Source organism: Hydrogenophaga taeniospiralis CCUG 15921, from assembly GCF_001592305.1.
Taxonomy (GTDB): Bacteria; Pseudomonadota; Gammaproteobacteria; order Burkholderiales; family Burkholderiaceae_C; genus Hydrogenophaga; species Hydrogenophaga taeniospiralis.
The window spans coordinates 418,361-442,665 of record NZ_BCWR01000004.1; the positions used below are offsets into that span (position 1 = coordinate 418,361).

Annotated in this window: 16 protein-coding genes; 13 read left to right on the forward strand and 3 right to left on the reverse strand. The window is 68.7% G+C overall.

Annotation, left to right across the window (positions count from 1 at the left end; genetic code table 11):
* The first annotated feature begins 56 nt into the window (after positions 1-56).
* Positions 57-1,430, forward strand: coding sequence for a sigma-54 interaction domain-containing protein (locus HTA01S_RS05920; RefSeq protein WP_068167732.1), 1,374 nt, complete (start codon positions 57-59; stop codon positions 1,428-1,430).
* A gap of 125 nt (positions 1,431-1,555) precedes the next feature.
* Positions 1,556-2,320, forward strand: a complete 765-nt coding sequence (locus HTA01S_RS05925; protein WP_068167734.1) for a DUF4395 domain-containing protein — start codon at positions 1,556-1,558, stop codon at positions 2,318-2,320.
* A 202-nt stretch (positions 2,321-2,522) separates the two neighbouring features.
* Here the strand turns inward: HTA01S_RS05925 and HTA01S_RS05930 are convergent, their stop codons facing one another.
* Complete coding sequence (locus HTA01S_RS05930) at positions 2,523-3,842, reverse strand: DUF3422 family protein (protein ID WP_068167736.1); 1,320 nt, start codon at positions 3,840-3,842, stop codon at positions 2,523-2,525.
* A 118-nt stretch (positions 3,843-3,960) separates the two neighbouring features.
* Positions 3,961-4,569 (reverse strand): M15 family metallopeptidase, encoded by a 609-nt coding sequence (locus HTA01S_RS05935; RefSeq protein ID WP_068167738.1) that lies wholly within the window; start codon positions 4,567-4,569, stop codon positions 3,961-3,963.
* A 326-nt stretch (positions 4,570-4,895) separates the two neighbouring features.
* Between HTA01S_RS05935 and HTA01S_RS05940 the strand changes: the two genes are divergently transcribed.
* From HTA01S_RS05940 to HTA01S_RS05985, 10 genes are read left to right on the forward strand one after another with little or no spacing between them, the layout of a single operon-like run.
* Complete coding sequence (locus HTA01S_RS05940) at positions 4,896-7,154, forward strand: hypothetical protein (protein ID WP_068167740.1); 2,259 nt, start codon at positions 4,896-4,898, stop codon at positions 7,152-7,154.
* A gap of 1 nt (position 7,155) precedes the next feature.
* Positions 7,156-8,928: a hypothetical protein gene (locus tag HTA01S_RS05945; protein ID WP_068167742.1), complete on the forward strand. Its 1,773-nt coding sequence runs from the start codon at positions 7,156-7,158 to the stop codon at positions 8,926-8,928.
* On the forward strand, positions 8,925-9,593 hold the full coding sequence (locus tag HTA01S_RS25125; protein ID WP_157571981.1) for a hypothetical protein: 669 nt from the start codon (positions 8,925-8,927) through the stop codon (positions 9,591-9,593). Before HTA01S_RS05945 ends, HTA01S_RS25125 begins: the two co-directional genes overlap by 4 nt.
* A 43-nt stretch (positions 9,594-9,636) precedes the next feature.
* Positions 9,637-11,820 carry a hypothetical protein gene (locus tag HTA01S_RS05955; protein WP_068167745.1) on the forward strand — a complete coding sequence of 728 codons (2,184 nt, stop codon included), beginning with the start codon at positions 9,637-9,639 and terminating at the stop codon, positions 11,818-11,820.
* A gap of 17 nt (positions 11,821-11,837) precedes the next feature.
* Positions 11,838-14,129, forward strand: a complete 2,292-nt coding sequence (locus HTA01S_RS05960) for a hypothetical protein (RefSeq protein WP_068167747.1) — start codon at positions 11,838-11,840, stop codon at positions 14,127-14,129.
* Positions 14,130-14,146: 17 nt separating this feature from the next.
* The gene (locus HTA01S_RS05965) at positions 14,147-16,390 is read left to right on the forward strand and encodes a hypothetical protein (protein ID WP_068167748.1); all 2,244 of its coding nucleotides are present in this window, start codon (positions 14,147-14,149) and stop codon (positions 16,388-16,390) included.
* Between the two features lie 36 nt (positions 16,391-16,426).
* Positions 16,427-17,332, forward strand: a complete 906-nt coding sequence (locus HTA01S_RS05970; RefSeq protein WP_068167750.1) for a caspase family protein — start codon at positions 16,427-16,429, stop codon at positions 17,330-17,332.
* Between the two features lie 46 nt (positions 17,333-17,378).
* Complete coding sequence (locus HTA01S_RS05975) at positions 17,379-20,291, forward strand: hypothetical protein (RefSeq protein ID WP_068167753.1); 2,913 nt, start codon at positions 17,379-17,381, stop codon at positions 20,289-20,291.
* 9 nt (positions 20,292-20,300) lie between these two features.
* On the forward strand, positions 20,301-21,260 hold the full coding sequence (locus HTA01S_RS05980) for a hypothetical protein (protein ID WP_068167754.1): 960 nt from the start codon (positions 20,301-20,303) through the stop codon (positions 21,258-21,260).
* Complete coding sequence (locus HTA01S_RS05985; RefSeq protein ID WP_157571982.1) at positions 21,257-22,066, forward strand: hypothetical protein; 810 nt, start codon at positions 21,257-21,259, stop codon at positions 22,064-22,066. The genes HTA01S_RS05980 and HTA01S_RS05985 overlap by 4 nt, the downstream gene beginning before the upstream one ends.
* Positions 22,067-22,160: 94 nt before the next feature.
* Here HTA01S_RS05985 and ssb read toward each other — a convergent pair whose 3' ends face one another.
* The gene (ssb, locus tag HTA01S_RS05990) at positions 22,161-22,661 is read right to left on the reverse strand and encodes a single-stranded DNA-binding protein (protein WP_068167759.1); all 501 of its coding nucleotides are present in this window, start codon (positions 22,659-22,661) and stop codon (positions 22,161-22,163) included.
* A gap of 124 nt (positions 22,662-22,785) precedes the next feature.
* On the opposite strand from ssb, the gene HTA01S_RS05995 reads away from it, so the two are divergent.
* On the forward strand, positions 22,786-24,186 hold the full coding sequence (locus tag HTA01S_RS05995; RefSeq protein ID WP_068167761.1) for a chloride channel protein: 1,401 nt from the start codon (positions 22,786-22,788) through the stop codon (positions 24,184-24,186).
* Positions 24,187-24,305: the final 119 nt, after the last annotated feature.

The following is a 24,305-nucleotide window of genomic DNA, read 5'->3' on the forward strand; positions in this document are numbered from 1 at the left end:
GTTCTGGCAGAAAATGGCAGTTGCCATTCCACCCGCCGGCAGTCCGAGGAACCCGCTTGAAACCCCTGCCCGAACTCACCGCCTTTCTCGAAGGCCTGCCCGAGCCGCACATCCTGTTCGACGCGCGCTACCGCATCCTGGCGGCCAACGCGGCCTACCGGCGCCAGTACAGCCCGGAACGCAGCGTGGTCGGGCGCTGCTGCTACGAGGTGTCGCACCACTTCGCCGTGCCCTGCGACCAGGCGGGCGAGTCCTGCCCGCTGGCGCAATCGCGCAGCTCGGGCCAGCGCGAGCGCGTGATGCACCTGCACCACACGCCCCAGGGCGAGGAATACGTGAACATCGAGCTCGTGCCCCTGCCTGGGCCGGACGGTGAGCCCGCGTTCTATGTCGAGAAGATGGAGCCACTGCGCGTGGCCCGCAGCCAGCCCGCGGCCCAGGGCCTGATCGGCCGCTCCGAGGCCTTCCAGCGCATGCTCGCGCTGGTGGCGCGTGTGGCGCCCTCGCGCGCCACCGTGCTGCTGCTGGGCGAGTCGGGCACCGGCAAGGAGCTGGTGGCGCGCGCCATCCACGAGACCAGCCCGCGCGCGGGCAAGCCCCTGGTGGCGGTGGACTGCTCCAGCCTGCCGGAAAACCTGTTCGAGTCCGAGCTGTTCGGCCACGAACGCGGCGCCTTCACCGGCGCGAGCACGGCCAAGGGCGGCCTGGTGGAAGCGGCCAGCGGCGGCACGCTGTTCCTCGACGAGGTGGGCGACATCCCGCTGCCCATGCAGGTCAAGCTGCTGCGCCTGCTGGAAACCGGCACCTACCGGCGCGTGGGCAGCACCGAGCTGCGCCACGCCGACATCCGCGTGGTCTCGGCCACACACCGCGACCTGGAGCGCATGGTGGCCGAGGGCCGCTTTCGCGAAGACCTGTACTACCGCCTGTGCACCTTCCCGATCCAGCTGCCCTCGCTGCGCGAGCGCCATGGCGACGTGGCGCTGCTCGCGCCCGCTCTGCTGCAGCGCGTGGCCGAACCGCGCCGCCTGCAACTCAGCCCGGCCGCGCTCGCGGTGCTGGAAGCGCAGGACTTCCCCGGCAACGTGCGCGAACTGCGCAACCTGCTGGAGCGCACCGCCCTGCTCTGCGACGGCGAGCGCATCGAAGCCGAACACGTGCGCGAGGCGCTCGCCACCGGGCGCCGCCTGGCGCCGCGCTCCGCCGTTTCACCCGACCCGCGCCCCGCCGCCAGCGGCCCGGGCGGGACAGCGGACGGGCGGCCCGCCGCCCTCAAGGCGCTGGAACGCGCCGCGCTGCGCGAGATGGTGGAGCGCCACGCCGGCAGTCGTGCCGAACTGGCCGAGCGCCTGGGTATCAGTGAGCGCTCGCTCTACCGCAAGCTCAAGGCACTGGCTTCACTATCGCCGTCCAACACACCAGACACATGAGCGCTGTTCGGGATGGCATTCCCAGCGGTGTGAGCTGAGTGGATCGGGGGGGGCCTGCGGGAATGTCCCCACGACAGCGGCCTCAGACCCATATAACATGACAATCCGAATATTCGGAGACAAGCATGTATCAAGCATTCCAATTCGGCGAAACCGTCGCCGGCTACCCGGTGCGCGTGGTCAACGAGCGCACCGTGCGCGCCGCCGCCGGCCTGCTGTTCTTCCCGGCGGGGGTGTCGTTCATGAACGCGTTGCTGACCGCCAACTACCAGCCCACGCGGCTGTTCGTCATCGTGTTCCTGATCGACATGACGCTGCGCATGCTCAACCCGCGCTGGGCGCCGAGCATGATCGTGGGCGGCTGGATCGTGCGCAAACAGACGCCCGACTGGGTCGGCGCGCCGCAAAAGCGCTTCGCCTGGGGCCTGGGCCTGTTGCTGGGCCTGGCCATGCTCTACCTGATGGTGCTTAACCGCTTCATGGGCCCGGTGAACATGCTGGTCTGCGCCAGCTGTCTGACGCTGATGTTCTTCGAAACCGCCTTCGGCATCTGCCTGGGCTGCAAGCTCTACAACGTGTTCAACCGGGAAAAGGCCCAGCTCTGCCCGGGCGGCGTGTGCGAGATGCCGGCGCAAAAAGGCTGGGGCGTCTCACTGCCGCAGGCGGCCGTGCTGGTGCTGTTCGTGGGCACCCTCACCCTGGCCAAGGGCTGGGTGGACGCAACCGGTCCGCTGGGCGGCTTTGACGACATGGCGACGCTGGAAGAGATGGGGCTCAAGCCCACACCCGGCCAGGCAAGCGCGGCCGACGCCGAACGCTGCCAGGTGCCCGCCTTCGCCAAGGCGATCGGCCACGAAGAGACCTGGAAGCGGCACAACGGGTGTGGCTGAGCCCACCCCCGTCGCTTGTTCGCTTCGCGTAACCGCTCCGCCCCTCAAGGGGCGATGCGAGTGGCCCGGCAAAACCGTTCCACCGCATCCTCGGATGAAGTCACCTCGCGCCGGAGGGGGAGTCGGTTCCAGGGCACCGCGGAACCGGCTTCGCCGGGCCGCCAGTGCCGCCCCCTGGGGAGTGACGCCGTCAGGCGGGGGGTCAATGTCCAGCGTGCAGCTTCTCGTGGATGCGCTTGGTGGTGCGCCACACGGCCCACAACACCAGAGGAATCAAGGCCCCGGCGGCCATCTCGGGGTTGATCGGCAGGCCTGCGGCCTTGCCGGCCTTGCCCAGGTAGAGCAGCAGGCTGATCACGTAGTACGAGATCGCCGCGATGGACAGGCCTTCCACCGTGCTCTGCAGCCGCAGCTGCAGTTCCTGCCCTTTGGTGAGCTTGGCCAGCAGTTGCTGGTTCTGCTCTTCGGTGGCAATGTCCACGCGGGTGCGCAGCAGCGCGCTGGTGCGGGTGATGCGTTCGGAGAGCGAGGCCAGGCGCTGCGCCGTCGCGGCCACGGTGGCCATGGCCGGCGAGAGCCGGCGCTGCATGAACTCGCCCAGGGTCTGCGTGCCCTGGATGGGCTGTTCGCGCAGTTCGGCGATGCGCTGGGCCACCAGGGTGTCGTAGGCGCGGGTGGCCGAGAATCGGTAGACGTTTTCGGCGGTGGCGCGCTCCACGCCGCCGGCCAGCGAGACCAGGGTGTCGAGCAGCGCCTGGTCGGACGCGCCCTTGTTTTCCAGTTGCGCCGTGATGTCGGCCAGTTGCCGCTCGGACGACGCGAGCAGCGGCGCGAGCTGCTTGACCACGGGCAGGGCGCGCAGGGCCATGAGACGGTAGGTTTCGAGCTCGAACAGGCGCGACACGATGCGCCCGGCACGCGTCTCGGAGGTGTCCGTGGGCGCGATCACCAGCATGCGCTCGAAGCCGCAGGGCCGCAGCCAGAAGTCGGTCACGGCCACCGAGTGGCCTTTGTTGCCCATGAGTGACGCCACCACGGTGTGCTCGCCCAGCCAGGTGCGTGCCTGCGCCAGCCCGGCGCCCAGCGGGTGGAGATCGCCCACCACCATGGCGAGCTGGATGGCAGCGAAGGTGCGCCCGGGAATGGTCGCCAGCCAGCCCGCGGGCGTGGCGATGTGCGACAGCAGGTCGGGCTCACGGGTACCCAGGCCGCAGCCCTCGGGCAGCGCCTGCACGATGGAGTAGCGGGTGAACTCGGTGTGGCGCTCCCACTTGAGCGTGTAGCCCGGCAGGCGCAGGCGCAGGAAGTTGCCCTGCAGCTGGTCCACGGTGAGCGCCTCCTGCCCGGGCAGCCGGCGCAGCTGCTCACACTCCTGCTCGCGCGTCACGTCCTCGTTGAAAACCGCCACATAGGTGACCAGCGTGGGCAGGCGAACGCGCGCGGGTGGGCGCGCGTGCACTTCGTTGTGCAGCAGCTCGCGCTGCGGGTCGCTGGCGGGCAGCAGGGAGGGCGTGGCGTTCATGGCCCGATTGTGCCGAAACACCGCGTCACGGGCCTCGACACAGCGCCACCCAGTGGCTCAAAAAAAGAAAAACGCGCCGGCTCCGTCGGTGGGCGATCGAACGCCAGTACCAGTACCGTTAGGCAAACACCGGCAACCCCTTGGACTGGTGGTCGCGCAACTCGGCCAGCATGCTGCGCTCGGACATGCCCGCCGCCCAGGACGGACGCAACTGGAAGTGCGGCTGGTCGACGATCGAGGTCCAGTTGCCGCCCCACTCCAGCCCCAGCTCCATGCCCAGCACGCCGACCGCCTTGTACTTGGGCGAGTCGGTCAGGAACTTGCCGCCGCTGAAGACCCCGATGTCGAAGGCAATGCCGAAGTTGTGGTTCGAGTAACCCCCACGCGCGTTGGTGACCTTGGGTCCCGGCGCGGTGCGGCCCTTCGCGTAGAGCGCCTCCTGTTCGGCGTATGAGCGCGTGCCGCTCAGCACCTTGATGCTGATGCCGTTGTCCGCGGCCTTCTGCACCAGGGCACGGGCCAGTCCCTGCACCTGCGGTTGCAAGGTGGCGATATTGGTTTCGCTGCGCGGATCGACGCGGGAGATCGCCACCGCGGGCGCCACACCATGGCCAGTGGGCTTGACCAGGGCCGCGTAGATCGCGCCCCAGGTTTCCGCTCCGGCACGGCCGTCGACCTGGATGTTCAGGGCGCCCTGCACCGCGCGAATCATGTCCGAGAGTTCCATGTCGCTGCCTCCATGTAGGGGACGGGTCGCACCCCGCCAACGTTGAGGAATGGGGGCCACTCTAGGCGCGAAGCACAGGCCTCACATCCTCCAACCAGTGGATGCACCGCGATCGGAAATGACGCGCCGATTTCGCGATCCTGCGGGGCTTCCAGCGCCCTGTTGCACAGAGGAAGAAACGCAGTCTGCATGCCTTTGAGGCAGGTGGTTTTCCGCGCCCCGAAGGAACGTCGTGCATCCCCCAATGTAGGGTTGTGACGCACCAGCACGACTCCCAGAATCCGCCCACGTTTGATACCGCGGTGCTCTCGACAGGAGTTGTTGCCATGCCCACCGATCGATTTGTCGACCTTCAGCACGTCATGGTCACGCCTCAGCGGCCGAAGGCCGGTGTGATGCACGCCGTGCGTCTGGACCCGGGCGTGGCGCGCATGCGCCTGGACCGCATCCGCCCCGAGCTGTTCGGCGTCGTGGCGTCGCTGGGTTTTGAGCGCGCCGACTCGCCCAATCCCATTAGCCCCGCCGCGCAACCCACCGACACCACGCTGTTCGAGAGCGCCGTCGGCGACGTGCGCTACTACCTGCCGCGCTACCGGCTGCGCACCACCGCCCCGGGGCGCTACGACGTGAACGTCGTGGCCGATCCGCAGGCCAGTGGCCTCTGGGTCGTCAGTCTGGGGCTGGAGGCCTTTCCCGCGCCCGAGCTGGGCGATGCCGCGCGCACGGCCCAGGTGCTGCCGCACCAGCTCAACGCCGCCGTGCACTTCCGCATGCCCGGCTCGTCGGTCGAGCGGCGCCTGCCCGTGAGCGAGTTGATCAACGACGCGCGCGGCCCGGTCGCGGTGGTTCGTGTGGGTCTTTCCGAACGCGACGAGCTGCTGGGCGCGTTCATGGCGCAGAGCGCTGGCGCTTGCCTGAGGCTGCAGCGGAGCTACACGGTGTCGGTCGAGATGCCGGCAACGGCGCCGCCCCCGCCCCCTCCGCCGACGCGAACGCCGATCCCTCGGCCGCCCCGACCGATACCGGTGCGCCCGCCGCGACCGGGCGGGGTGTTCCGTCCCCAGCTCATGGAAGCCCGGCCCGTTGCCATGCACCTCGCCAGCGCGCCCATGGCCGTGGCCGTGGACCGCCAGCTCTTGCTCCGGCGCCGGTTCGAGATCGATCCGGCGCTGGTGGCCAGCGCCACCACCTCGCCGACTCCCGCGCGGCGATTCCGCGCCCTGTCGCAGAACCAGGCGGTGGACATGGCGCTGTGGTTCGACAGCGGACTGCACAGCTACGTCTACCCCAACGGCAGCCCCAGCACCGGCACGGTGGCCAGCCTGCAGATGCACAGCGTGCCGTACACCGCCCCGGGCCGCAGCACGCGCCACCACAGCTATCTGCAAAGCAGCAGCAACCCCACCCGCTTCTACTTCCTGCCCGACGCCTTCCGGCTGGCCCGCACCGAACACGCACCGTTCAAACCCGCGCTGGCCTTCGTGGTCGACCAGTCGCCCGATGCTCCGCAGGCCGACCCCAACGCGACCCCCGCCACCCCGCCGAAATCGGCCGTCGAGCTGATCGCCGACGTGCGCCCGGTGACCGACGGCAAACGTCTGCTGCTCGCGAAAGAGGCTCTGAAGGGCAAGCTGCCCACGACCGGTGTGCCACCGGGCGAGATCTCGCTGGAGCCGCTGCTCGCGCCGTCGGTGTTGCGGCTGGGCCTGCCGCGCGGCGGTCGCATGCAGACGGTCGAAGTGGCCGCGCAGGTCGATCTGGCCAACGGCTTTCAACTGAGCGAGCGGTTCGCGCTCGACGATTTCCAGGACGTGTTCGCCGCCCTGATGGCGCCGCAGTCGGCCGCCCTGCTGCAAGGCAATGTGGCCGTGTCCACCGGGCTGGGTGGCGAGATCCTGGTGCCGGTGGAGCTGAACTTCCACACGCTGGAAGGCGAGCTGTTCCAGACCACCGAGACCCCCGATCCGGTCACCGGATCGGTGGCGGTGCAGTTGCTGAACCAGACCGGCGGTGCGCTGCGCATCCCGGCGTTGCCGGTCTGGCTGAGCCGCGACGGCCTCATGTTGGCGGCCCGCACCGAAGGCCTGGACTTGAGCCAGCCGGTCGAGCTGCCCGCCGATGGACAGCTCGGTTTCCGGGTGCTTCCGACCGAACCCTGGCCCGCGACCGTCGCACCCACCAGTGTCCCCGACGCGGTGTTCGACACCTCGTCCATCACCGCCGTGCCCGATGCCAAGGCTCTGTTCGAACAGACCTTCGACAACAGCGTGGCGCAGGAGACCGCACGGGCCATCACCGTCATGACCGACGCCGAGGTGCTGGCCAGCGCGCAGGCGCCCGATAAGGCCATCCGGCTGGTGATCATCGAGTTCCGCGGCAACAAGAGCGTGCGCCTGAGCGCCAGCAAGCTGGAGGAAACGGTGGAGGTTCCAGTGGCCTTGATGGACGTGCTGCTGCGGCGCGACACCGAAGGCCAGTACGAGTTCCGCCAGACCGTGGTCTTCGCCTCCGGCGCGCAGCAAAGCGACGGCTGGCGCAAGAGCGATCTCGGTCTGCTCTTTGTGCCCTTCACCGGCGGGAACTGAGATGTTCGCAGGCCGCCCCGACTGGCACGCACCCACCCACTGGGCGGGGCGGCCGGTCTATGCGGTGTTCGAACAACCCGGGCGTTTCATGGCCGCGCCGCAGCGGCTGCGCACCGCGTCGTTCCGGCTCGACATCTACGAGCAGGACCGCGGCGACGCCGGCCTGGAGCGCTTTTCGCTGCTGCAGCTGGGTTTCGAGGCCGATTTCGGACTGGACGCGCTGCGGGAGGGGGCGCCGGACGGGGCGGCCGGTTTGAGTGCCTTGCCCGCCGAAGCCGCCTGGCTGCGCCTGCACGCGGCCAGCGCGCTCTCGCTGCCCCCCGAGGTGATGGCCCTGCAGACCCTGGACATGGCCGGGCTGGGCGCCATGGGTCTCGCGCTGCGCCTCGATGGCCCCTCCACCACGCTGTTCGAAGGCGCGTTGCGGACCGGCCTGCTCGCGGTGGGTGCGCAGGCCTGGGTGCGCACGCGCGGCGTCGCCGAGCGCTGGCCCCTGAGGCTGAGCTTCGACCCGGCGGCCTTGCGCGCTGCGCTGCCTGCGCTCGAAGGACCGCTCAAGGCGCTGCACGACCGGCTGCTGGAAGCGCCTGAAACCCTGGGCTTGCAGGCCCTGCTGGACGTGCCGCTCTCCCACCGGTCGCAGGCCTGCGATGCCGTGCTGGACCGGCTGGTCGAGCGCTTCGGCACGCTGTGCCCCGGCCCGACCGACGGACCGGCGGGCGAGACGCAGCTGGTGTTCGACGCAGACCGGATGCCGGCGGGCCAGGTGTCGTGGAATCTCGCGGAGCCGCTGCTCTGCCCCCGACTGCTGGCGATCGAGGCCGACCCGCTGGCACCGCTGCGAGAACTGGCGCCCGAGCTGTGGAACGGACAACTGGTGCGCCGCCACAGCGTGCCGGCCCTGGGGAGTGGGTGGCACGCCATCACGGCGCTGCCCAACCTGCCGGGCCCGCGCGCGGGCTTGCTGCGCACGCAGCTGGAACTGATCGCACCGCCCCATCCCCCGGCCCGGCCTTTCAGCAGCCGTGCGTCGGCGCCCCTGCCAGCCGACGACGCCCCGTTTGCGCTGAACCTGCGGCTCGCGCCCGACGAACCGCTGCGCTACCAGTGGAAGACCAGCGCGTTTGTCCTGAACGGCGGCCAGCCCGAGCTGGTGCAGGGACCGCTGCAGACCGCCGACCAGCGCCATCTCGTCATCGGCCCGGATGCCTTGGGAATCCGGTTGTGGTGTGTGGAGGTCGACGCGGCCCTGCTGCGCGAAGCGCGCATCGAGCTGAGCTGCCAGGGGCTGCGCGACGGCAGGCCCTGGACCGTCCGGGGACAGGTCGACAGCGAACGCAGTCGCCTGGCCCTGGCACTGCCGCGCGACCTGCAGGACGGCACGCTGACCGCGACCGCCACCGCACTGGCCGGCGACCGCAGCTGCACCTCGTCCCCACAGGCGCTCACCGACAACGGCATGTACCTGGACGCCTTCAGCTTCGAGGGCAGCGGCGCACGCCACTTGTCACTGGTCTGCGAGTTCGACGACGACGCGCCGCAGGCGCTGATCGAACTGGCGCCCGAAGACCGGTCCGACGAGCCCGGCCGGCGCAGCCTGCGGCGCCTCACGCCCGCGACCCCCGCGGCGGACTGGAGCTGGACCGCGCTGTCCCCCTTGCGCAGCGGCTATCGCTGGCGCTGGGCCGGGCAGCCCGACTGGTCAGCCGCCCTCTCACCCGCTCAGGCACTGCAGCTTCGCAGCAGCCAGGCACCCACCAGGAGCACGCCATGAGCGCAGAAATGCACGGTCTCGTCCTGACCGCCCTGCCCGACCCCAGGACCTTCGCCTACCGGCCCGCGCGGCCTTCGCTGGCGCGCACCGACGACGGCCAGGCGCAATTCAGCTTCATCCGCGCCGGCAGCGTGAACATGCTGTCGTTCACCGCGGTGTGGGAAGCGCCCCAGGCCGCGCTGGACCAGGCCCGTGCCGAACTGGCGTCACAGCAAGCATGCCCACCGGAACAGATCGAGCTGGTGCCCGAGCCCTTGATCGCCAGCCCCGCCGAACTGCGTTGGGGCGACGGTGATGGCCACTGGACCACCACCGCCACCACCGCATCGTCGGGCGTCGCACCCTTCCAGGCCGCGTTCAGCGTGATGCTGAGCCCCGAACAGGCCGAGCACCTGGCCAAGGCCGCCGCCGGCGAGACCGGCTGGATGGGCGTCGCCTACCGGCTGTCGCTCGCGCGTGCGCCGGTGCGCCACAGCACGCTGGACGCCCAGTCGACGTTCACCGCCGAGGCCCGCCTGAACAGCACCGACCCCGAGGACCTCTCGGCCAGCCTGGGCACCGAAGCCAGCGCCAGCCTCTCCGCCACCCACACCACCACCCCCAGCGCGCCCGCCGTCGAAGAAAGCTTCGGCGACGCCGCGCACTGGGGACTGCCGACCCCCTGAGCCTCCCGTTCACATTCCCTCCAACCACCCGAGGACTTTCACCATGATGCAACTCGACAACGTGCGCCAACTGCTGGGTTTCCAGGTCCACGGCGACCACCAGAACGACCACACCTTCTACGTCTACCCCAACCGCCCGACCTTCGCGCGCATGGACAGCGGCGGACTGGCGCTGCGCTTCGTGGAGTACGGACAGTTGCGCGAAGACGGCGGCAAGAAGTTCGGCGGCTTCGTTGCCTTCGACGCCGAGCTCACCGTGCCCGACGACGCCCTGGCCAAGATCACGGCGGAGCTGCAGAAGGAAGTGGACGCGAAATACAAGAACCGCGGTACGCCACCGCCCAAGGTCAAGATCGCGCCCATCCTCTGGACCGGGGGCACGGTGGAGCTGCTGCTCAGCGAAGGCGGCGCCCTGGTGGAGAAGGTGCGCGGCGCCGGCAAACCCTCGCTGTATGGCCGCAACGTGGCGTCTTTCATGATGGAGCTGTCGGAACTCGGCACCGCCATCTTCAAGGAAACCCTGAGCACCGGATCGGCCAGCGCCGTGACCGTGGTCTACAAGCTCGATCACTACATCCGCCTGCCCGAGATGAGCGCCTGGGGCACCTGGAACGCCTCGGAGTTCTACAGCTTCTTCCAGGACATCAACACGGAAGACAACTTCTGGAGCGAGGACAGCTACACCGAGGTGGTCAACTCCAGCCGCTACAAGAACGACGTCACCAAGACCCACTTCGAGTTCACCCAGGCGCCCAACCTCTCGCCCGAGGAAAACGCCAAGCTCGAGAGCGACGTGCGCGCGCTGATCAACAAGCAGCTCGAAGCCGCCGTGCAGCGCAACCTGCTCAAGGAGATCGCCGAGGTCGATCCGAACGTGAAAGCGCTGCAGGAAGGGCAGGACATCGAGGACATCCGCCGCACCATCAACAAGAGTCAGATCGCCAACGTGCGGGTGGAGTGGCATGAAGCCAAGACCATCATCACCAACAAGGCGCCACAGGGCCAGCTGCCCACGGTGACCTCGCTCAAGGGCGCCGACGGCAAGCCGGTGAAGTGGGAGGACTATTACAGCAAGCTCAGCGTCGACGAGTTCCTCAAGACGGTGCAGGTCAACATGCGCGTCAACGCCAGCTTCGCCGACCTGCCGATCCACAGCGTGGAAGTGAAGATCAGCTACCCGCACGGCCCCAACGCCAAGACGCAGGAGTTCACCTTCACCAGCCCCGACACGGTGGCCAAGTTCGAGTGCTTCGTGCACCAGGGCATCCGCAAGTTCAAGTACTCGTACACGGTCAACTACAAGGGCAGCGCCTTCGTCTTCAAGAGCCCCGAGGTCGAGACCGACGACACCAACCTCACCATCAACGTCGACGACCTGGGCATCCTGGCCCTCGACATCGCTCCCGGCGACATCAACTTCGGCCAGGTCGACCGCGCCCAGATCACGGTGAGCTACGCCGGCGGCGCCCGGCCCTTCGAGGCCAAGTTCAACATGACCAAGGACAGCAACACCTTCAGCGTGCGCCAGGTCATCGAACAGCGCCGCACCGGCCCGGTGCGGGTGCAGGTGGTCTACCAGATGACCGACGGGCGCGAGATCAAGGGACCCGTGCACGAGCAGACCGCGAACCAGCTCTACATCGACGATCCCTTCAGCGCCATGAAGACCATCAGCTTCCGCGCGGTCGGCGATCTGGTCAACGAAGTCGCCGGCATCACGGTCGACGCCGTCTACGAGGACGCCGGCAACAACTACCGCCAGCGCGTGAACAAGAACCTCAACAAGGACAACCCCGCCGACGACTGGACCTTCCCGGTGATCGACGACGCCCTGGGCGAGGTGCGCTACACGGCCACCGTGCTGTTCATGGACGGCAAGATGAAGGAGCTGCCCGAGACGGTGGCCAAGCGCTCCACCATCACCCTGGGCAGCGGCACGGTGGAGTTCCTGCAGATCAGCGTGGTGCCCGACCTGATGGACTGGGACAAGGCCAAGCTGGTCAACGTGGCCCTCAGCTACCAGGACACGGCCAACAGCGTGAACAGCCGCACCGAGCTGCGCTTCAAGGCGGGCGACGCCGAGAAGAGCTGGAAAGTGGCACTCAAGGACGCGGCGAAAACCGAGTACGAGGCCACCACCACCTATTTCCTCCAGGACGGCAGCAAGAAGGTGGTGGGGCCGACCCGGCAGTCTGATCTGTCGCTGTTCCTCGAAGTGCCCGCCTGAGCAGCAGGAGAACGACCATGCTCCTGCTCGACGCCCGCTCACGCATCATCAACGGCCTGTCGGTGTTCCCCGACCACGCCGACCCGGAGCAGTGGTACTACATGCCCACGGCTCCCCACCTGACCACCCGGCGCGACAGCGCGCTCGGCGTGGACATCCCGCAGTTCATGCTGCTGGGCTTCCGGGGCGACGCCGGCAACGGCGGCTTCCTGAACTTCGACTGCAACGTGGGGGCGAGTCAGGCCCAGATCGACGACCTGGCGCGCGAGATCGCCAACGCCGAGAACCTGCGCAACGCGCCGCGCATCGCCCCGATCCCGCTCGAGGGCGGCACGGTGCGGCTGATGATGCTGGGCAAGGACAGTGCGGCCCCTGCGCCGACCGGCACACCGGCCACGCCCGCCGGGCCGCAGTTCGTGCTGAAGATGGACCACAGCGCCAACCCCTCGCTCTACGGCGACAACCAGGCGGCGTTTTCGGTGCAGCTGGACCAGGACGGCTTCACCGTGATGCAGCAGGTGCTCGACGGCGAGATCCTGCCCATCGCGGTGGTCTATTCGCTCGAATTCCTGGGCCTGCGACCGGCCTACAACATCCGCCTGAAGGTGGACTGGGACCGGGTGCAGAAACACATGGACGAGAGCTTCTCGGCCAGCATCCTGGTGTTCTCGACCGAGATCGGCAAGGCGGTCGACGAACTGATCGACAAGCGCGCCATCGTGCTTGAGTCCGACACCTTCGTGGCCGAAGGCGACGACACCAAGGGCATCATCGACCGGCGCGACGCCGCGCTGGCCCAGGTGCGCTCGATGATCACCGAGGCCTTCTTCAACGTCAGCCTGCCACCCTGGACGCCCGAGAAGAAACCCGACTGGGAACGCGCCATGGACGCCGTGGGCCGCTTCGCCACCGCCCAGTCGGCGCAGGCCGCCGGCGGGCCGGCCGCCGGCCTGATGCCCAGCTTCAGCTACAAGCGCATGGACTACACGCGCATGGACAAAAAGGCGCTCAACGTCAACTTCTCCGAGCGCGTGGCGGTGAAGAAGCACATCCACCCGCAGGGCCATCTGCAGTCGCTGTTCAAGACCCTGCGCGACGGTCGCGTGCCGATGGACCATTTCGTCAAGCAGGTCTCGCTCGACAACGAATGGTTCAAGAAGCGCAAGCTGCGCGTGACCGCGCGCAACGACCTGGCCGCCGACGACATCGCCAGCATCAACGTCCGGGCGGCCTACGGCGACAAGCCGCAGAACGCGCTGCTGACGCCGGCCGCGCTGGAGACGAAGTTCGAATGGTTCAGCCAGATCGACGCCGGCAAGCCCTTGCGCGACGTGGCCATGGAATACGAGGTCACCTTCAAGAACGTCGATACCACCAAGCGACCGGCCCGGCTCAAGAGCCCGCCGTGGACCGTGGACATCGACAACGTCGAGATCGTGCCGCGCGACCTCTACAGCCTGATCACGGTCCCGGTGATGGCGGAAAACTTTCCCTGGGAGCGCTACAGCTCGGTGGAAGTGCAGCTGCGCTACGCCGACGATGCGCACGAGATCGCCCAGCACGACACCCTGCGCCTGACCAAGGAGGCGCCTTCGGCCAATTGGAAGATGTTCGTGCTCGACCCGGACAAGACCACGTTCGAGGTGAAGAAGGTCTTCCGCGCGATCGACCACCGCGATGTCGAGCATGGCTGGCAGGCCTGCGACGAGACCCAGGTCACGGTGCGCAACCCGTTTCCCACGCGGCGCGTGGTGCAGGTGGTGCCCAGCGTCGACTGGACGCAGGTGCAGGAGGCCTTCGTCGACTTCCGCTATGAAGACCCGGCCAACAACGTGCTGGTCGAGGAGTCGATGAGCTTCACCGAGGGCACCAGCTCCAAAGCCTTCGCCGTGGACCTGCGCAACCCGGCGCTGAAGTCGGTGTTCTACCGGATCAGCCTGCAATACAAGGACAGCCGCTTCGTCGAGCTGCCCGAGTCGATGACCAACGCCACCCGCATCGCGATCAAGACCGATACCAAGGGACATCGCATCGTCACCGTGCGGGCACCGTCGGCCTTCGAGCGCCGCCACCTGCGCAAGGCGACCGTCTCGTTGCGCTTCGAGGACTTCGCCGGCGGCCTGTCGTTCGCCGACGAGATGGTGTTCGAGAACGGCCAGAGCTCGGGCGAGTTCGAGTACGACTACCTCGACCCCGCCCGCATGCGCTTCGAGTACAGCGTGCGCTGGCTGTTCGAGAACGGCCTCAACAAGGTCACCGACTGGACCGCCAGCGACGCGACCGAGCTCCCGCTGCAAATCCCCAACTGACCTTCCGAGAGGCTCCCATGCTGCAACTCGATTCACGTTCGATCTCGATCGAAGGCGTCACGGTGTTTCGCGACCACGCCGACGCGTCCCAGTTCTGGTACCTGCCGGGACCGGTGACACTGGCCAGGCGCGACGCCGACCAGCGCACCCAGTTCACCTACCTCAAATACAAGAACCGCGCCGGCACGGCACGGCGCGGCGGCGGCTTCCTGATGATCGAGACCCAGCTCCGGCTGGACCCCGACCTGGAGCGCCGCGTGCTGGAGCGGCTGGCGTCGATCAGCCGCGGCCGGCCCCGCCTGGCACCGGTGCCGTTCGACGACGGCACGGTGAGCTGCGTGGCGCTCAACCTCCAGGGTTCGGGCGGCACGCGGGCCACCACCTCGGCCACCGCGCCCGAAGGCTCGTTCAACGCGGTCGAGAGCATCCTCGGCGCGGGGAAACCTTCGCTGGCGGGTCACAACACGGCGGTGTTCAGCCTGGAGCTGTCGGCCGAAGGCGCGACCATCCTGGAGAAAGCCCTCAAGGACGGCACGACACCGATCGGCGTGATCTACGACCTGAAGTACACCGGCCTGCGTCCAGCCTTCAACGTCAAGATCACGGCCGACTTCAACCAGGTGTTCACCCACTTCAGCACCTCGGCCGACGGCCAGCGGGGCTTTGTGCGGGCCGGCATCGACACCGGTTTCGAGCGGCTGGTGCGCAGCGGCGCGATCAAGATCGAGGTCGCCGACATGACCGGCACGCCCGAGAACGAAACCCGCATCAAGGAAGCGCTGGACTTCTTCAAGGCCCAGGTGCTCAACACCTGGTTCACCCCGGTGCTCACGCCCGGCACCCTGGCCGCCACCGCGGCCACCGCCGCCTCGCTCGACCAGGTGCGTGCCCTGGGCGAGCAGCTGCGCCCGCCGCAACCGCCGGCCCCCGAACGCCCGGACGCCACGCCCGCGGCGCCCGCCACCACCGACCCCGGCCCCAGCCCCACCGAAGGCACTGGACACGGCCCGGCCACAACCGGTCTGGGCGCCACCGGCGCGGCCGAAGGCGCCAGCGCCAGCAGCAGCCCGACCGAAGGCTCGGGCGAACCGGCGACCAGCACCCCGCCACCCGGCGGCGCCGGCTCGCGCGGCGGCGCCAGCCCGGTTGCCGCGGCCGCCGACCGCAGCGAGCCCGGCACACCGCGGCGCGACGAGGCCGTGGCCGCTTTCCGCCTGCGCTCGATCCGGCAGGAGGAGCGCCGCACGGCGACCTTCGAGTACAACCGCGCCGAGGCCCAGCAGCGCAGCTACGCCCCGCAGGGCTTCATCGGCCTGATGGCACGCGAGCTGAACCGGCCGCCGTACTTCGTGGAGATCGACCTCGACGACCCGTTCTTCCGGACGCTCAGGATCGAGGCCAAGGCCCCGTTCGCGTTCGAGACCCTGGGCCTGAAAGAGATCCACCTGCAACTGGACTACGGACCGGTCGGCGACCCGACCAACCACCGGCGCCAGGACTTCGTGTTCAGCGCGGACGACCACGCGGCCAAGTCGGTGGAGTTGGTCGTCAACCTGCGCAAGGACCAGACCTATGCCTGGCAGGCGCAGTACCACTTCGACCCCACCAGCGACTGGGAGGGCGAGCACTTCAGCTACGACGCCCCTCGCGTGGCGGCCAGCGAAGACCGCACCCTGGTGCTCAACCCGATGGAGTCGATCGGCTTCCTGCACCTGCGCGTCGAACCCGGTCGCCTCGACCCCGGCGTGATCGACTTCGCCGAGGTCGACATGGCCTACGAGGACCCGAGCGGCTGGAAACGCGAAAAGAGCGGCCGCATCGTCGCCGCGACCCCCGCCGCGCTGGAATGGAAACTGCGGATCTCGCCGACCTCCCCACGCAGCTGGCGCTACCAGGTGCGCCACCACCTCAAGAACGGCAGCGTGGTCGAACAGCCCCCGGTCACCACGCGCGCCACCTCGGTGGTCGTGGACGACCCCTACCCGGGCTCGCTGGACCTGACCATCTTCCCGATCGTCGACTTCAGCACGGTGCGCGCCGCGATGCTGGACGTGAACTACGCCGATCCGGCCCACCGATACACCCGCCACGAGCGCGTGCGCCTGACGCCCGAGATGACCGAGGCGCGGGTGCGCTTCTCCACCCCCGACCCGACCAAGAAGCGCTTCAGCCACCAGCTCACCGTGGTCCACACCGACGGGCGCACCGAGCGCCCGGCACCGGTAGAGACCGAAGACGACGTGATCACCGTGGTGATCTGAGACCGCACCCCACCCTTTCGCACCCAGGAGATTGCCATGACCACCAAACGAGCCGTCGTTGTCGGCGTGAACGACTATTCCGTGCAGGGCTACAACAGCCTGCGTTTCTGTGTGGCCGACGCGGCCGCGATGTACCACATGCTGGTCGACGCCTTCGACTTCGCGCCGCAGGACATCTTCTACCTGACCGACGGCGCCGCCACCTCGACCCGCATCCGCCAGGCGCTGCGCTATTGCGCGACCCAGTCGCAGCCGGGCGACGTGATCTGCTTCTACTACTCGGGGCACGGCGGGCGGACCCCGCACCCGGTGGTGCCAACCCAGATGTTCGAGACCATCATCCCGTTCTCGGGGCAGCACATCAGCGACCACGAGATCTACGCGCTCGCCGATACGCTGGAACCCTCGGTCGCCAACTTCACCATCATCCTGGACAGCTGCCACTCGGGCGGCATGCACGACGAGAGCGAGATCGCGCGCCGCGCGCGCTCGCCGCAGTTCAGCGCCGACCTGCTGCAGCGCCTGGGCCAGTGCCGGACCCTGCTGCCCTGCGGCATCTGCCTGCCGCCGGCCAGCCGCTCGGTGCTGGACAACAACATCCGCAGCGTGACCACCCGCAACACCGGCGTGGTGGTGGAGGAAGACAACACGCGCCGCCTGGTGCAGCAGGCCAAGTCCACGCTGATCGCCGCCAGCTCGGCCGCCCAGGTCGCGATGGAGACCGAAGCCATCGGCCACGGTCTGCTGACCAAGTCGTTCCTCGACCTGGTCAACGCCAGCAATTTCAGCATCGATCACCATGGCCTGATCGATTCGCTCACCACCTCGGTGGCCGCCCTGATGACGCAGCACTTCCCGGGTCAGCAGCAGACGCCGCAGCTGCGCGGCCAGGCCAACCGCATGGAAGAGACCTTCCTGGACGGCTGGCGCGATTCGCGCTGATCCGTGCCTGCGTTGCCACCGACATCCCCACACCGAGGAGTTCCCCATGCTCAGCCTCGAAAAACCGCTCACCGTGGACGGCATCACCGTCTACCGCGACCATGCCGATGTGAATCAGTTCTGGTACCTGCCCGGACCGGTCGGCCTGGCGCGCCGCGTGGGCCCGGACAACCTCGCCGAATTCAGCTTCCTGAAATACAAGGCCGCGAGCGTGGACGTGGGCAAGACCGGTGGCGGTTTTCTCATGTTCAAGACCACGCTCAAGCTCACGCCGCAGATCGAGTCGCGCATCGTGGGCCGCATCAACGCCGAACCGGGCGTGACGCCTCCGGTGCGCCTGGCGGCTGCGCCATTTGAAGAGGGCACGGTGCAGTGCCTGGCGCTGAACCTGCAGGGTTCGGGCGGCACCGCCGCGACCGCGCCACCCGAGGGAGCCTTCAACGCCGTCGAGCTGATCCTCGGCGCGTCGGTGCCGTCGATGGACAGCGAGAACGGCGCGGCGTTCAGCCTGTCGCTGTCCAAGGAAGGTGCGACCATCCTGGAGCAGGCCTTTGGCGACGGCATGGCGCCGATCGGCGTGATCTACAACATGAAGTACCTGGCGATGCGGCCGTCGATCGACGTCGAGATCACGGCCGACTTCGAGCGCATCTTCAACCACTTCAGCGCCAGCATCGAAGCCCAGTACCAGTTCGTGCGGGGCGGCATCGATGCCGCGTTCGAGTCGCTGGTGCAGAGCGGCGCGATCCAGATCAAGGTGCTGAACTTCACCGACGAAGCCGACGAGCGCGAACAGGAGAAATGGGCGCTGGATTTCTTCAAGGACGATCTCCTGTCCAAGTGGTTCGAGCCCACCCTGACGCCGGGCCAGCTCGCCGCCCAACAGGCCACCAGCGACCCGTTGAGCGATGTGATCTCCGTCGGGCGCGACCTGCTGCGTGACGCCAACAACACCAACACCAATCCGGCCACGGGCACGGGAACCGGCACCAACACCAACCCAGGCCAGGGCACCAGCGCCAGCGGGACGCAGCCCGCCACGCTCACCGTGGAGCAGCAAAGCCCGACGCCGCTGCCGGCGGGCCAGGGCGTCACGCACACGCCCGCGACCAGCGGCCTGGCGGAGACCCTGAGCATCACGGGTACCGGCGCCACGGTGCGCGTGGACGGTCAGCCGGTCACACCCGATTCCGCCGGGCGCATCACCGTGACGGTGAACCCGGCGGCGCAGAAGACCATCGAGGTGGAGTGGCCCGCACAGACCACCGAGGAAACCTTCGGCCTGTTCTTCGACTTCGACAAGCCCGCCGAAGCCAACTGGCGGGTCAACCCGCCCTCGCCCGAGTACCGCGCCTACGTGGACAACAGCACCACCGACCCGCGGTTCCAGAACGCGTCGGGGACGCTGCGCATCGAAGGCGACGGCAACTGGAGCGGACCGGAGCGCGGTGCCGAACGGCTGCGCGCGTGGATACAGCGCCTGCCCGCCCCGCGCAACGTGCGCGTGGAAGCCTACGCCAGCCATGAACACGCGGCCGGCGTCCCCGAGGCCCAGCGGGAGGCCTACAACCTGCGTCTGTCCACCCGGCGCCGCGACGTGGCCCTGGCCATCGTGCAGCGCGCCGGCGGCACGGTCAGCGGCGGCACCGCCAACGGCGACCACCCCGCCTCCAGCCGCCCCGGCACCCACTCGCCGATGGGGGGCGACCCCGACAACCGCGTGGCGCACATCATCGGCCGCAGCACCGGCACCACGCCCTCGCGCTGGCGCGGCGTGCTGCGACGGCCGGCGTCGACGGTGCCTCCCCCTCCCCCACCGCCGCCTCCTCCGCCACCCCCGCCACCTCCTCCGCCACCGCCCCCGCCGGCCCAGGGCGGCAGCTCGCTGCCGGTGGTGGCGAGCTTCAAGCTGAAGTTCGTGCGCCAGGAGGAGCGCAAGAAGCTCACCCTGCGCTACAACCGCGCCGAAGCGACACGCCGCACCTATGCGCCACAGGGCTTCTTCGGCCTCATGCTGGGCGACCTGCGCGACAAGTCCCGCTACTTCAAGGAGATCGATCTCGACGATCCGTTCTTCCGGGAGTTCAAGGTCGAGGCCAGCATGCCGATCGACTTCGCGCCCATCGGCCTGGCGTCGGCCCAGGTCGCACTGGACTACGGCGATCCGGCCAAACCCCAGGACCACAAACACGCCGACTTCGTGTTCCTGCCGGGTGACAACAAGGTCGAGACCTTCAAGGTGTTTCTCAACAGCACGCGCGACATCGACTACCAGGCCGGCTTCCAGTTCCACTTCGATCCGCAGTCGGGCTGGGCCGCCGACCGGCATTCCTACGACATACCGGCCCGGCCCACGCTGGACCGCACACTGTTCGTGAACCCCTACGAGCACATCGAGTTCCGCGAGATCAGCGCGATCGCCGGCGACATCGACTGGGAGGTTGTCGAGTCCATGGAGCTCAACCTGAAGGCCCGCGGATACGCCAGCCCGGAACCCCGCACCGTGCTCACGCTGCGCCGCGACAGCGCACCACAGATCTGGCGCCTGCGCGGGGCCAAGCCGGCGCCCGCCGACCGTGGCGTCGAGATGGAGCTGGTGCAACGCCTCAAGGACGGTAGCGTCACGCGCCTGCCCGCCACCGATCTGACGGTGTCGCAGATCGTGGTGCACGACCTGTTCGTGGGTGCGCTGCGGATCGAGTTCATCCCGGCGGTCAATCCGGCCGTCGTGAACCGGGTGCTGGTCGACGTCGAGTACCGCGACCCGGCCAACCAGTACGAACGCATTGAACGGCTGGAAATCCCGGGCACCGCGACCGACTCCATCAAGCTGCGCATGGCCTTGCGCGACAAGAACCTGCGCCAGTACCGCTTCCGCCTGACCTTCATCGGTCCGAACCTGTTCCAGCAGCGGGCCTGGGTGGACACGGCAGAGGAAATCCAGCCGGTGAGCCTGTGAGGCGGTGACATGATCCAGGCTGAGGCGACCGCCACAAGACCCGCCGAGCGCTCTCCCGCGATCCCAGCCGCGGTGGAGGCCACGCTGGACCGCCTGGCACCGTGGCTGCCCGGGGCCGTTGCGGCCGCCCGCGTGGCACTGGTGTCGCAGCTGGGCCCGGTCGGCCGCTCGGTCTGGCCGGAGGTGGCGTGGCGCTTCAGCCGGCTCACCAACACCGGCTTGCCGATCGAGTTCGCCTGGTCTTCACGCGAGACGGCGCTGCGTTACACGGTGGAGGTGGCGCCGCCCGAGGCCCCCGACCCGGAGCGCCTGCACCTGGCCGCCCGGCAACTCGACTGGCCGCACGACCCGCAGCCCGCGCTCGCGCCCTGGCAGGCACTGCAGCAGGACCAGACCCTGCGCTTTGGCGCCTGGCTGGGGGTGCGTTTTTCGTCCGCCGATCGGGCCACCAAGCTGTACATCGACGTGCCGCCCGGTGCGGCCTTGCCCTCGGCGCTGGTCGCTGCGCACCCCTGGCTGCGCAGCCCCAGCCTGCACTGGCGCATGGCCGGCCTGAACGCCGACCGGAGCCTGGAGCTGTACGCGCAGAGCGCCGACCTCGACCGGCACCGGCTGCTGGATCTTTGCCAGGGGTTCTTTGGAACGCCCGCACCCGGCACCGCCTTGTCCCGGCACCTGGATCTGCTCTGCGGCGGACAGGACCTGCCGCGGCCTTCCGGCCTGAGCGTGGTCTTCGACGGCGACCTGCGGCCCCGCGCCCTGACCTGGTTCTGTTTCGCCAAGGCGGTGTTCCGCGACGACGAACAGGTCCGCCAGACCCTGCTCTGCGCCGTGAGCGGTGCGCCTGCCGAGATCTATGCTGCCCTCAGCGCTGCCCCCCCCGATGGCCGCTGGCGGCACGGCATGGTGGGCGCTGGCGTCGACGCCAGTGCATCCCACTGGCTGCAGTGCGGCCTGCGTCCCACATGACAGCGGACCCCGCACCGATGCCTGGCCTGATCGCCAGCGAGATGCACGCCCGCGCACAGCGGCAGCCCGACTGCAACGGCTTCGCCACCGCCCTGGCGGTGCGCTCCCTGCGCCAGCAGGGCCACACAGCGCCACCCTCCCTGCTGGCCGTGCTCGAACGCTGCCGCTCGGCGCAGGGCGGTTTCGGGTTCTGGCCGCAGGGCCTGCGCCCGCATTGGGCGCCACCGCTGCCGGACGACGCCGACGACACCGCCATCATGGCGCTGGAGCTGTATCTGGCCGGGCGTCTGACCCGGACCGAGACACGGCGCATCGCCTGTCAGCGCGTCGGCACGCGGCGCATCGCCCGTCTGCCCGTCCTGCGCCCGCCGTGGCTGCGCACGGGCGTGTTCGCGACCTGGAGCCGTTCGGCCGGGGGACAGGACATGGTCGACTGCACCGTGATCACCAATGTGCTGGCGCTGCTGACCGCGACCGGGCTGGAGGGCATCCCGGGCGCGCGTGAGTCGATGGACCTGCTGAACCGCGCCCTGGACTGGGCGGGTGATGACGAAACCCGCGCGAGCAGCCTGTCGCCCTTCTACCCCGACGCCGCCGAATGGCTGCTGGCGCTGGACCACGCAGCGGCCATGGGCTGCCAGGGTGTGTCCATCCTGCTGGACCGCGTGCGGCGCACGCCCTGGGGGCAGGCCGCATGGCTGCGCCGCGCGGCGCCCGACCACCCGATCTGCTCCAGTCCCTACGGACTGGCGGTGTGGCGCTCGCCGGCACTCTGCGCCGTCAGAAGTGGCGCCGAAGCCGCCTGAACACAGAGATCAAAAAAATCCCGCCGGACCGGGGGTCGGGCGGGGACAAGGCCACGTCCACAGGGACCGACGTGGCGTCAGGGATCGGGAAGGGTCAGAACGGGATGTCGTCGTCCATGTCGTCGAAACCGCTGGCCGGGCGGGCCGCAGCAGGCGCCGGTGCCGGACGGGCCGCGGGCGGAGCCTGGCGCGGAGCCGGGGCCGGGCGCGAATAGCCGCCACCACCGCCGCCGCCTTCGTCACCCCCGCCCATGCCTTCGCGGCCGCCGAGCAGCTGCAGTTCGGTGGCGATGATGTCCACGGTGTTCTTTTCCACGCCGGTGGTCTTGTCCACGTAGGTACCGTATTTCAGGCGGCCTTCGACGTAGATCGGGCGGCCTTTCTTCACGTACTCGCCGGCGATCTCGGCCAGGCGGTCGTAGAAGGTGACGCGGTGCCATTGGGTGTCTTCAATGGTTTCGCCGCTGTTCTTGTCTTTGCGACGGCTGGAGGTGGCCACGCTCACGTTGGCGACGGCCTGGCCCGAGGGCAGGTAGCGGATTTCGGGGTCGCGGCCGCAGTTGCCGACGAGGATGACTTTGTTGACGGATGCCATGTGTATGCCCTTGGGGGAATTAGCGGGCGGCGCCGGGAACCCGGGCCGCAAAACGGTCAACCATTGTGCCGCAATTGCCCGGGTGAACCCAATCGGCTTTTCCGGCGGCCTACACTGTGGGCACATGCGGGGTGAACCAGACTTTTTCCAGAATCTGCAGGACGAACTGTCCGACGGTCGCGCGTGGCTGGACCGCACCGTGGTCCTGGGCTATGCCATCCTGGCCGGCCTGTGCGTGGTCCTGTTCACGCTGCTGAGCGAAACCGCGTTCGAGTGGTTCATGCACCTGCACGCTGCGGCGCCCTGGGTGGTGCTGGTCTGGACCCCGGCCCTGACGGCGTTCATCGTGTGGTGCACACGCAGCTATTTCCCGGGAGCGGCGGGCTCGGGCATTCCCCAGGTCATGACGGCACTGGATCCGTTGCTGCCCAGGGACTCGCGGCACCGTTTCGTGTCGCTGCGGCTGACGTTCGCGAAGATTGTTCTGGGCTCGCTGAGCCTGCTGGGCGGCCTGTCGGCCGGCCGCGAAGGGCCTTCGGTGCAGGTGGCCGCGGGCGTCATGCACGACGCGCGGCGCTGGCTGCGCCCGGGCTCCGTCATGAGCGAACGGGCGCTGCTGGTGGCCGGTGGCGCGGCCGGCATCGCCGCAGCCTTCAATGCCCCGCTGGCGGGCGTGGTGTTTGCCATCGAGGAGCTGTCCAACAAGCTCGAAGCGCGCAACAACGGCCTCATCATCGCCGCCATCGTGCTGGCCGGTCTGGTCAGTATCTCGGCCTTCGGCAACCTCACCTATTTCGGTTCCATCGAGGTGCCCCGTCTGGACTGGGGTGCGATCCTGCCGGGTGTATTGGTCACCGTGATCTGCGGCGTGCTCGGAGGGCTCTTCTCGCGGTTGCTCACCGCGTCACTGGCCGGCATGCCCGACCGTTTCAGCGCCTTTCGCAAACGTTTCCCGGTGCGCTTTGCCGCGGCCTGCGGCCTGATGGTGGCGATCATCGGCCTGGTGTCGGGTGGCGCCACCTTCGGCGCCGGCGCAGAAGAAGTGCGCAACATGCTCGCCGGCGAGAGCGACATCTCGCGGCTGTACGTGCTGCTGAAATTCGTGGCCACCTGGATCACGAGCTGGAGCGGCGTACCGGGCGGCATCTTTGCGCCCTCCTTGTCCATCGGTGCGGGGGTGGGTCACGACGTGGCCCAGATCGTCGCGGGCAGCAACGCCAGCGCGCTGGCGCCCGCCCTGATCGCCATGGGCATGGCCGCCTTCCTCGCCGCGACCACGCAGGCCCCGCTGACCTCGTTCATCATCGTCATGGAAATGATCGACGGCCGGCCGATGGTGCTCAGCCTGATGGCCGCGGCCATGCTGGCCAGCCTGATCTCGCGCCTGATCAGCCGTCCGCTGTACAGCACGCTGTCGCACATCATGATGCGGCCGCTGCGCGGCGACGTGAACGCGGCACAGGGCGGCACCGACCCCTCACCGCTGGCGGGGGCACCAGCGCCCACACCCCCCGCGGACCGGTAGGCCGGGGGCAGGTCAACCGCCCCGGGCCGGTGCGGGTCCGGCGGTGACGGTGTGTACCGTCACGCCAATGAAACATGGCGACGCTAGGGTGACAGGCTCTGTCTGCCCTTCTCAGCTTG

Excerpts from the sequence above, each read along its gene's own strand:
- ssb (WP_068167759.1), bottom strand. The coding sequence starts at position 22,661 with ATGGCATCCGTCAACAAAGTCATCCTCGTCGGCAACTGCGGCCGCGAC.
- HTA01S_RS05965 (WP_068167748.1), top strand. The coding sequence starts at position 14,147 with ATGCTGCAACTCGATTCACGTTCGATCTCGATCGAAGGCGTCACGGTG.
- HTA01S_RS05985 (WP_157571982.1), top strand. The coding sequence starts at position 21,257 with ATGACAGCGGACCCCGCACCGATGCCTGGCCTGATCGCCAGCGAGATG.
- HTA01S_RS05960 (WP_068167747.1), top strand. The coding sequence starts at position 11,838 with ATGCTCCTGCTCGACGCCCGCTCACGCATCATCAACGGCCTGTCGGTG.
- HTA01S_RS05980 (WP_068167754.1), top strand. The coding sequence starts at position 20,301 with ATGATCCAGGCTGAGGCGACCGCCACAAGACCCGCCGAGCGCTCTCCC.
- HTA01S_RS05995 (WP_068167761.1), top strand. The coding sequence starts at position 22,786 with ATGCGGGGTGAACCAGACTTTTTCCAGAATCTGCAGGACGAACTGTCC.
- HTA01S_RS05945 (WP_068167742.1), top strand. The coding sequence starts at position 7,156 with ATGTTCGCAGGCCGCCCCGACTGGCACGCACCCACCCACTGGGCGGGG.
- HTA01S_RS05955 (WP_068167745.1), top strand. The coding sequence starts at position 9,637 with ATGATGCAACTCGACAACGTGCGCCAACTGCTGGGTTTCCAGGTCCAC.
- HTA01S_RS05940 (WP_068167740.1), top strand. The coding sequence starts at position 4,896 with ATGCCCACCGATCGATTTGTCGACCTTCAGCACGTCATGGTCACGCCT.
- HTA01S_RS05970 (WP_068167750.1), top strand. The coding sequence starts at position 16,427 with ATGACCACCAAACGAGCCGTCGTTGTCGGCGTGAACGACTATTCCGTG.
- HTA01S_RS05975 (WP_068167753.1), top strand. The coding sequence starts at position 17,379 with ATGCTCAGCCTCGAAAAACCGCTCACCGTGGACGGCATCACCGTCTAC.
- HTA01S_RS05930 (WP_068167736.1), bottom strand. The coding sequence starts at position 3,842 with ATGAACGCCACGCCCTCCCTGCTGCCCGCCAGCGACCCGCAGCGCGAG.
- HTA01S_RS25125 (WP_157571981.1), top strand. The coding sequence starts at position 8,925 with ATGAGCGCAGAAATGCACGGTCTCGTCCTGACCGCCCTGCCCGACCCC.
- HTA01S_RS05925 (WP_068167734.1), top strand. The coding sequence starts at position 1,556 with ATGTATCAAGCATTCCAATTCGGCGAAACCGTCGCCGGCTACCCGGTG.
- HTA01S_RS05935 (WP_068167738.1), bottom strand. The coding sequence starts at position 4,569 with ATGGAACTCTCGGACATGATTCGCGCGGTGCAGGGCGCCCTGAACATC.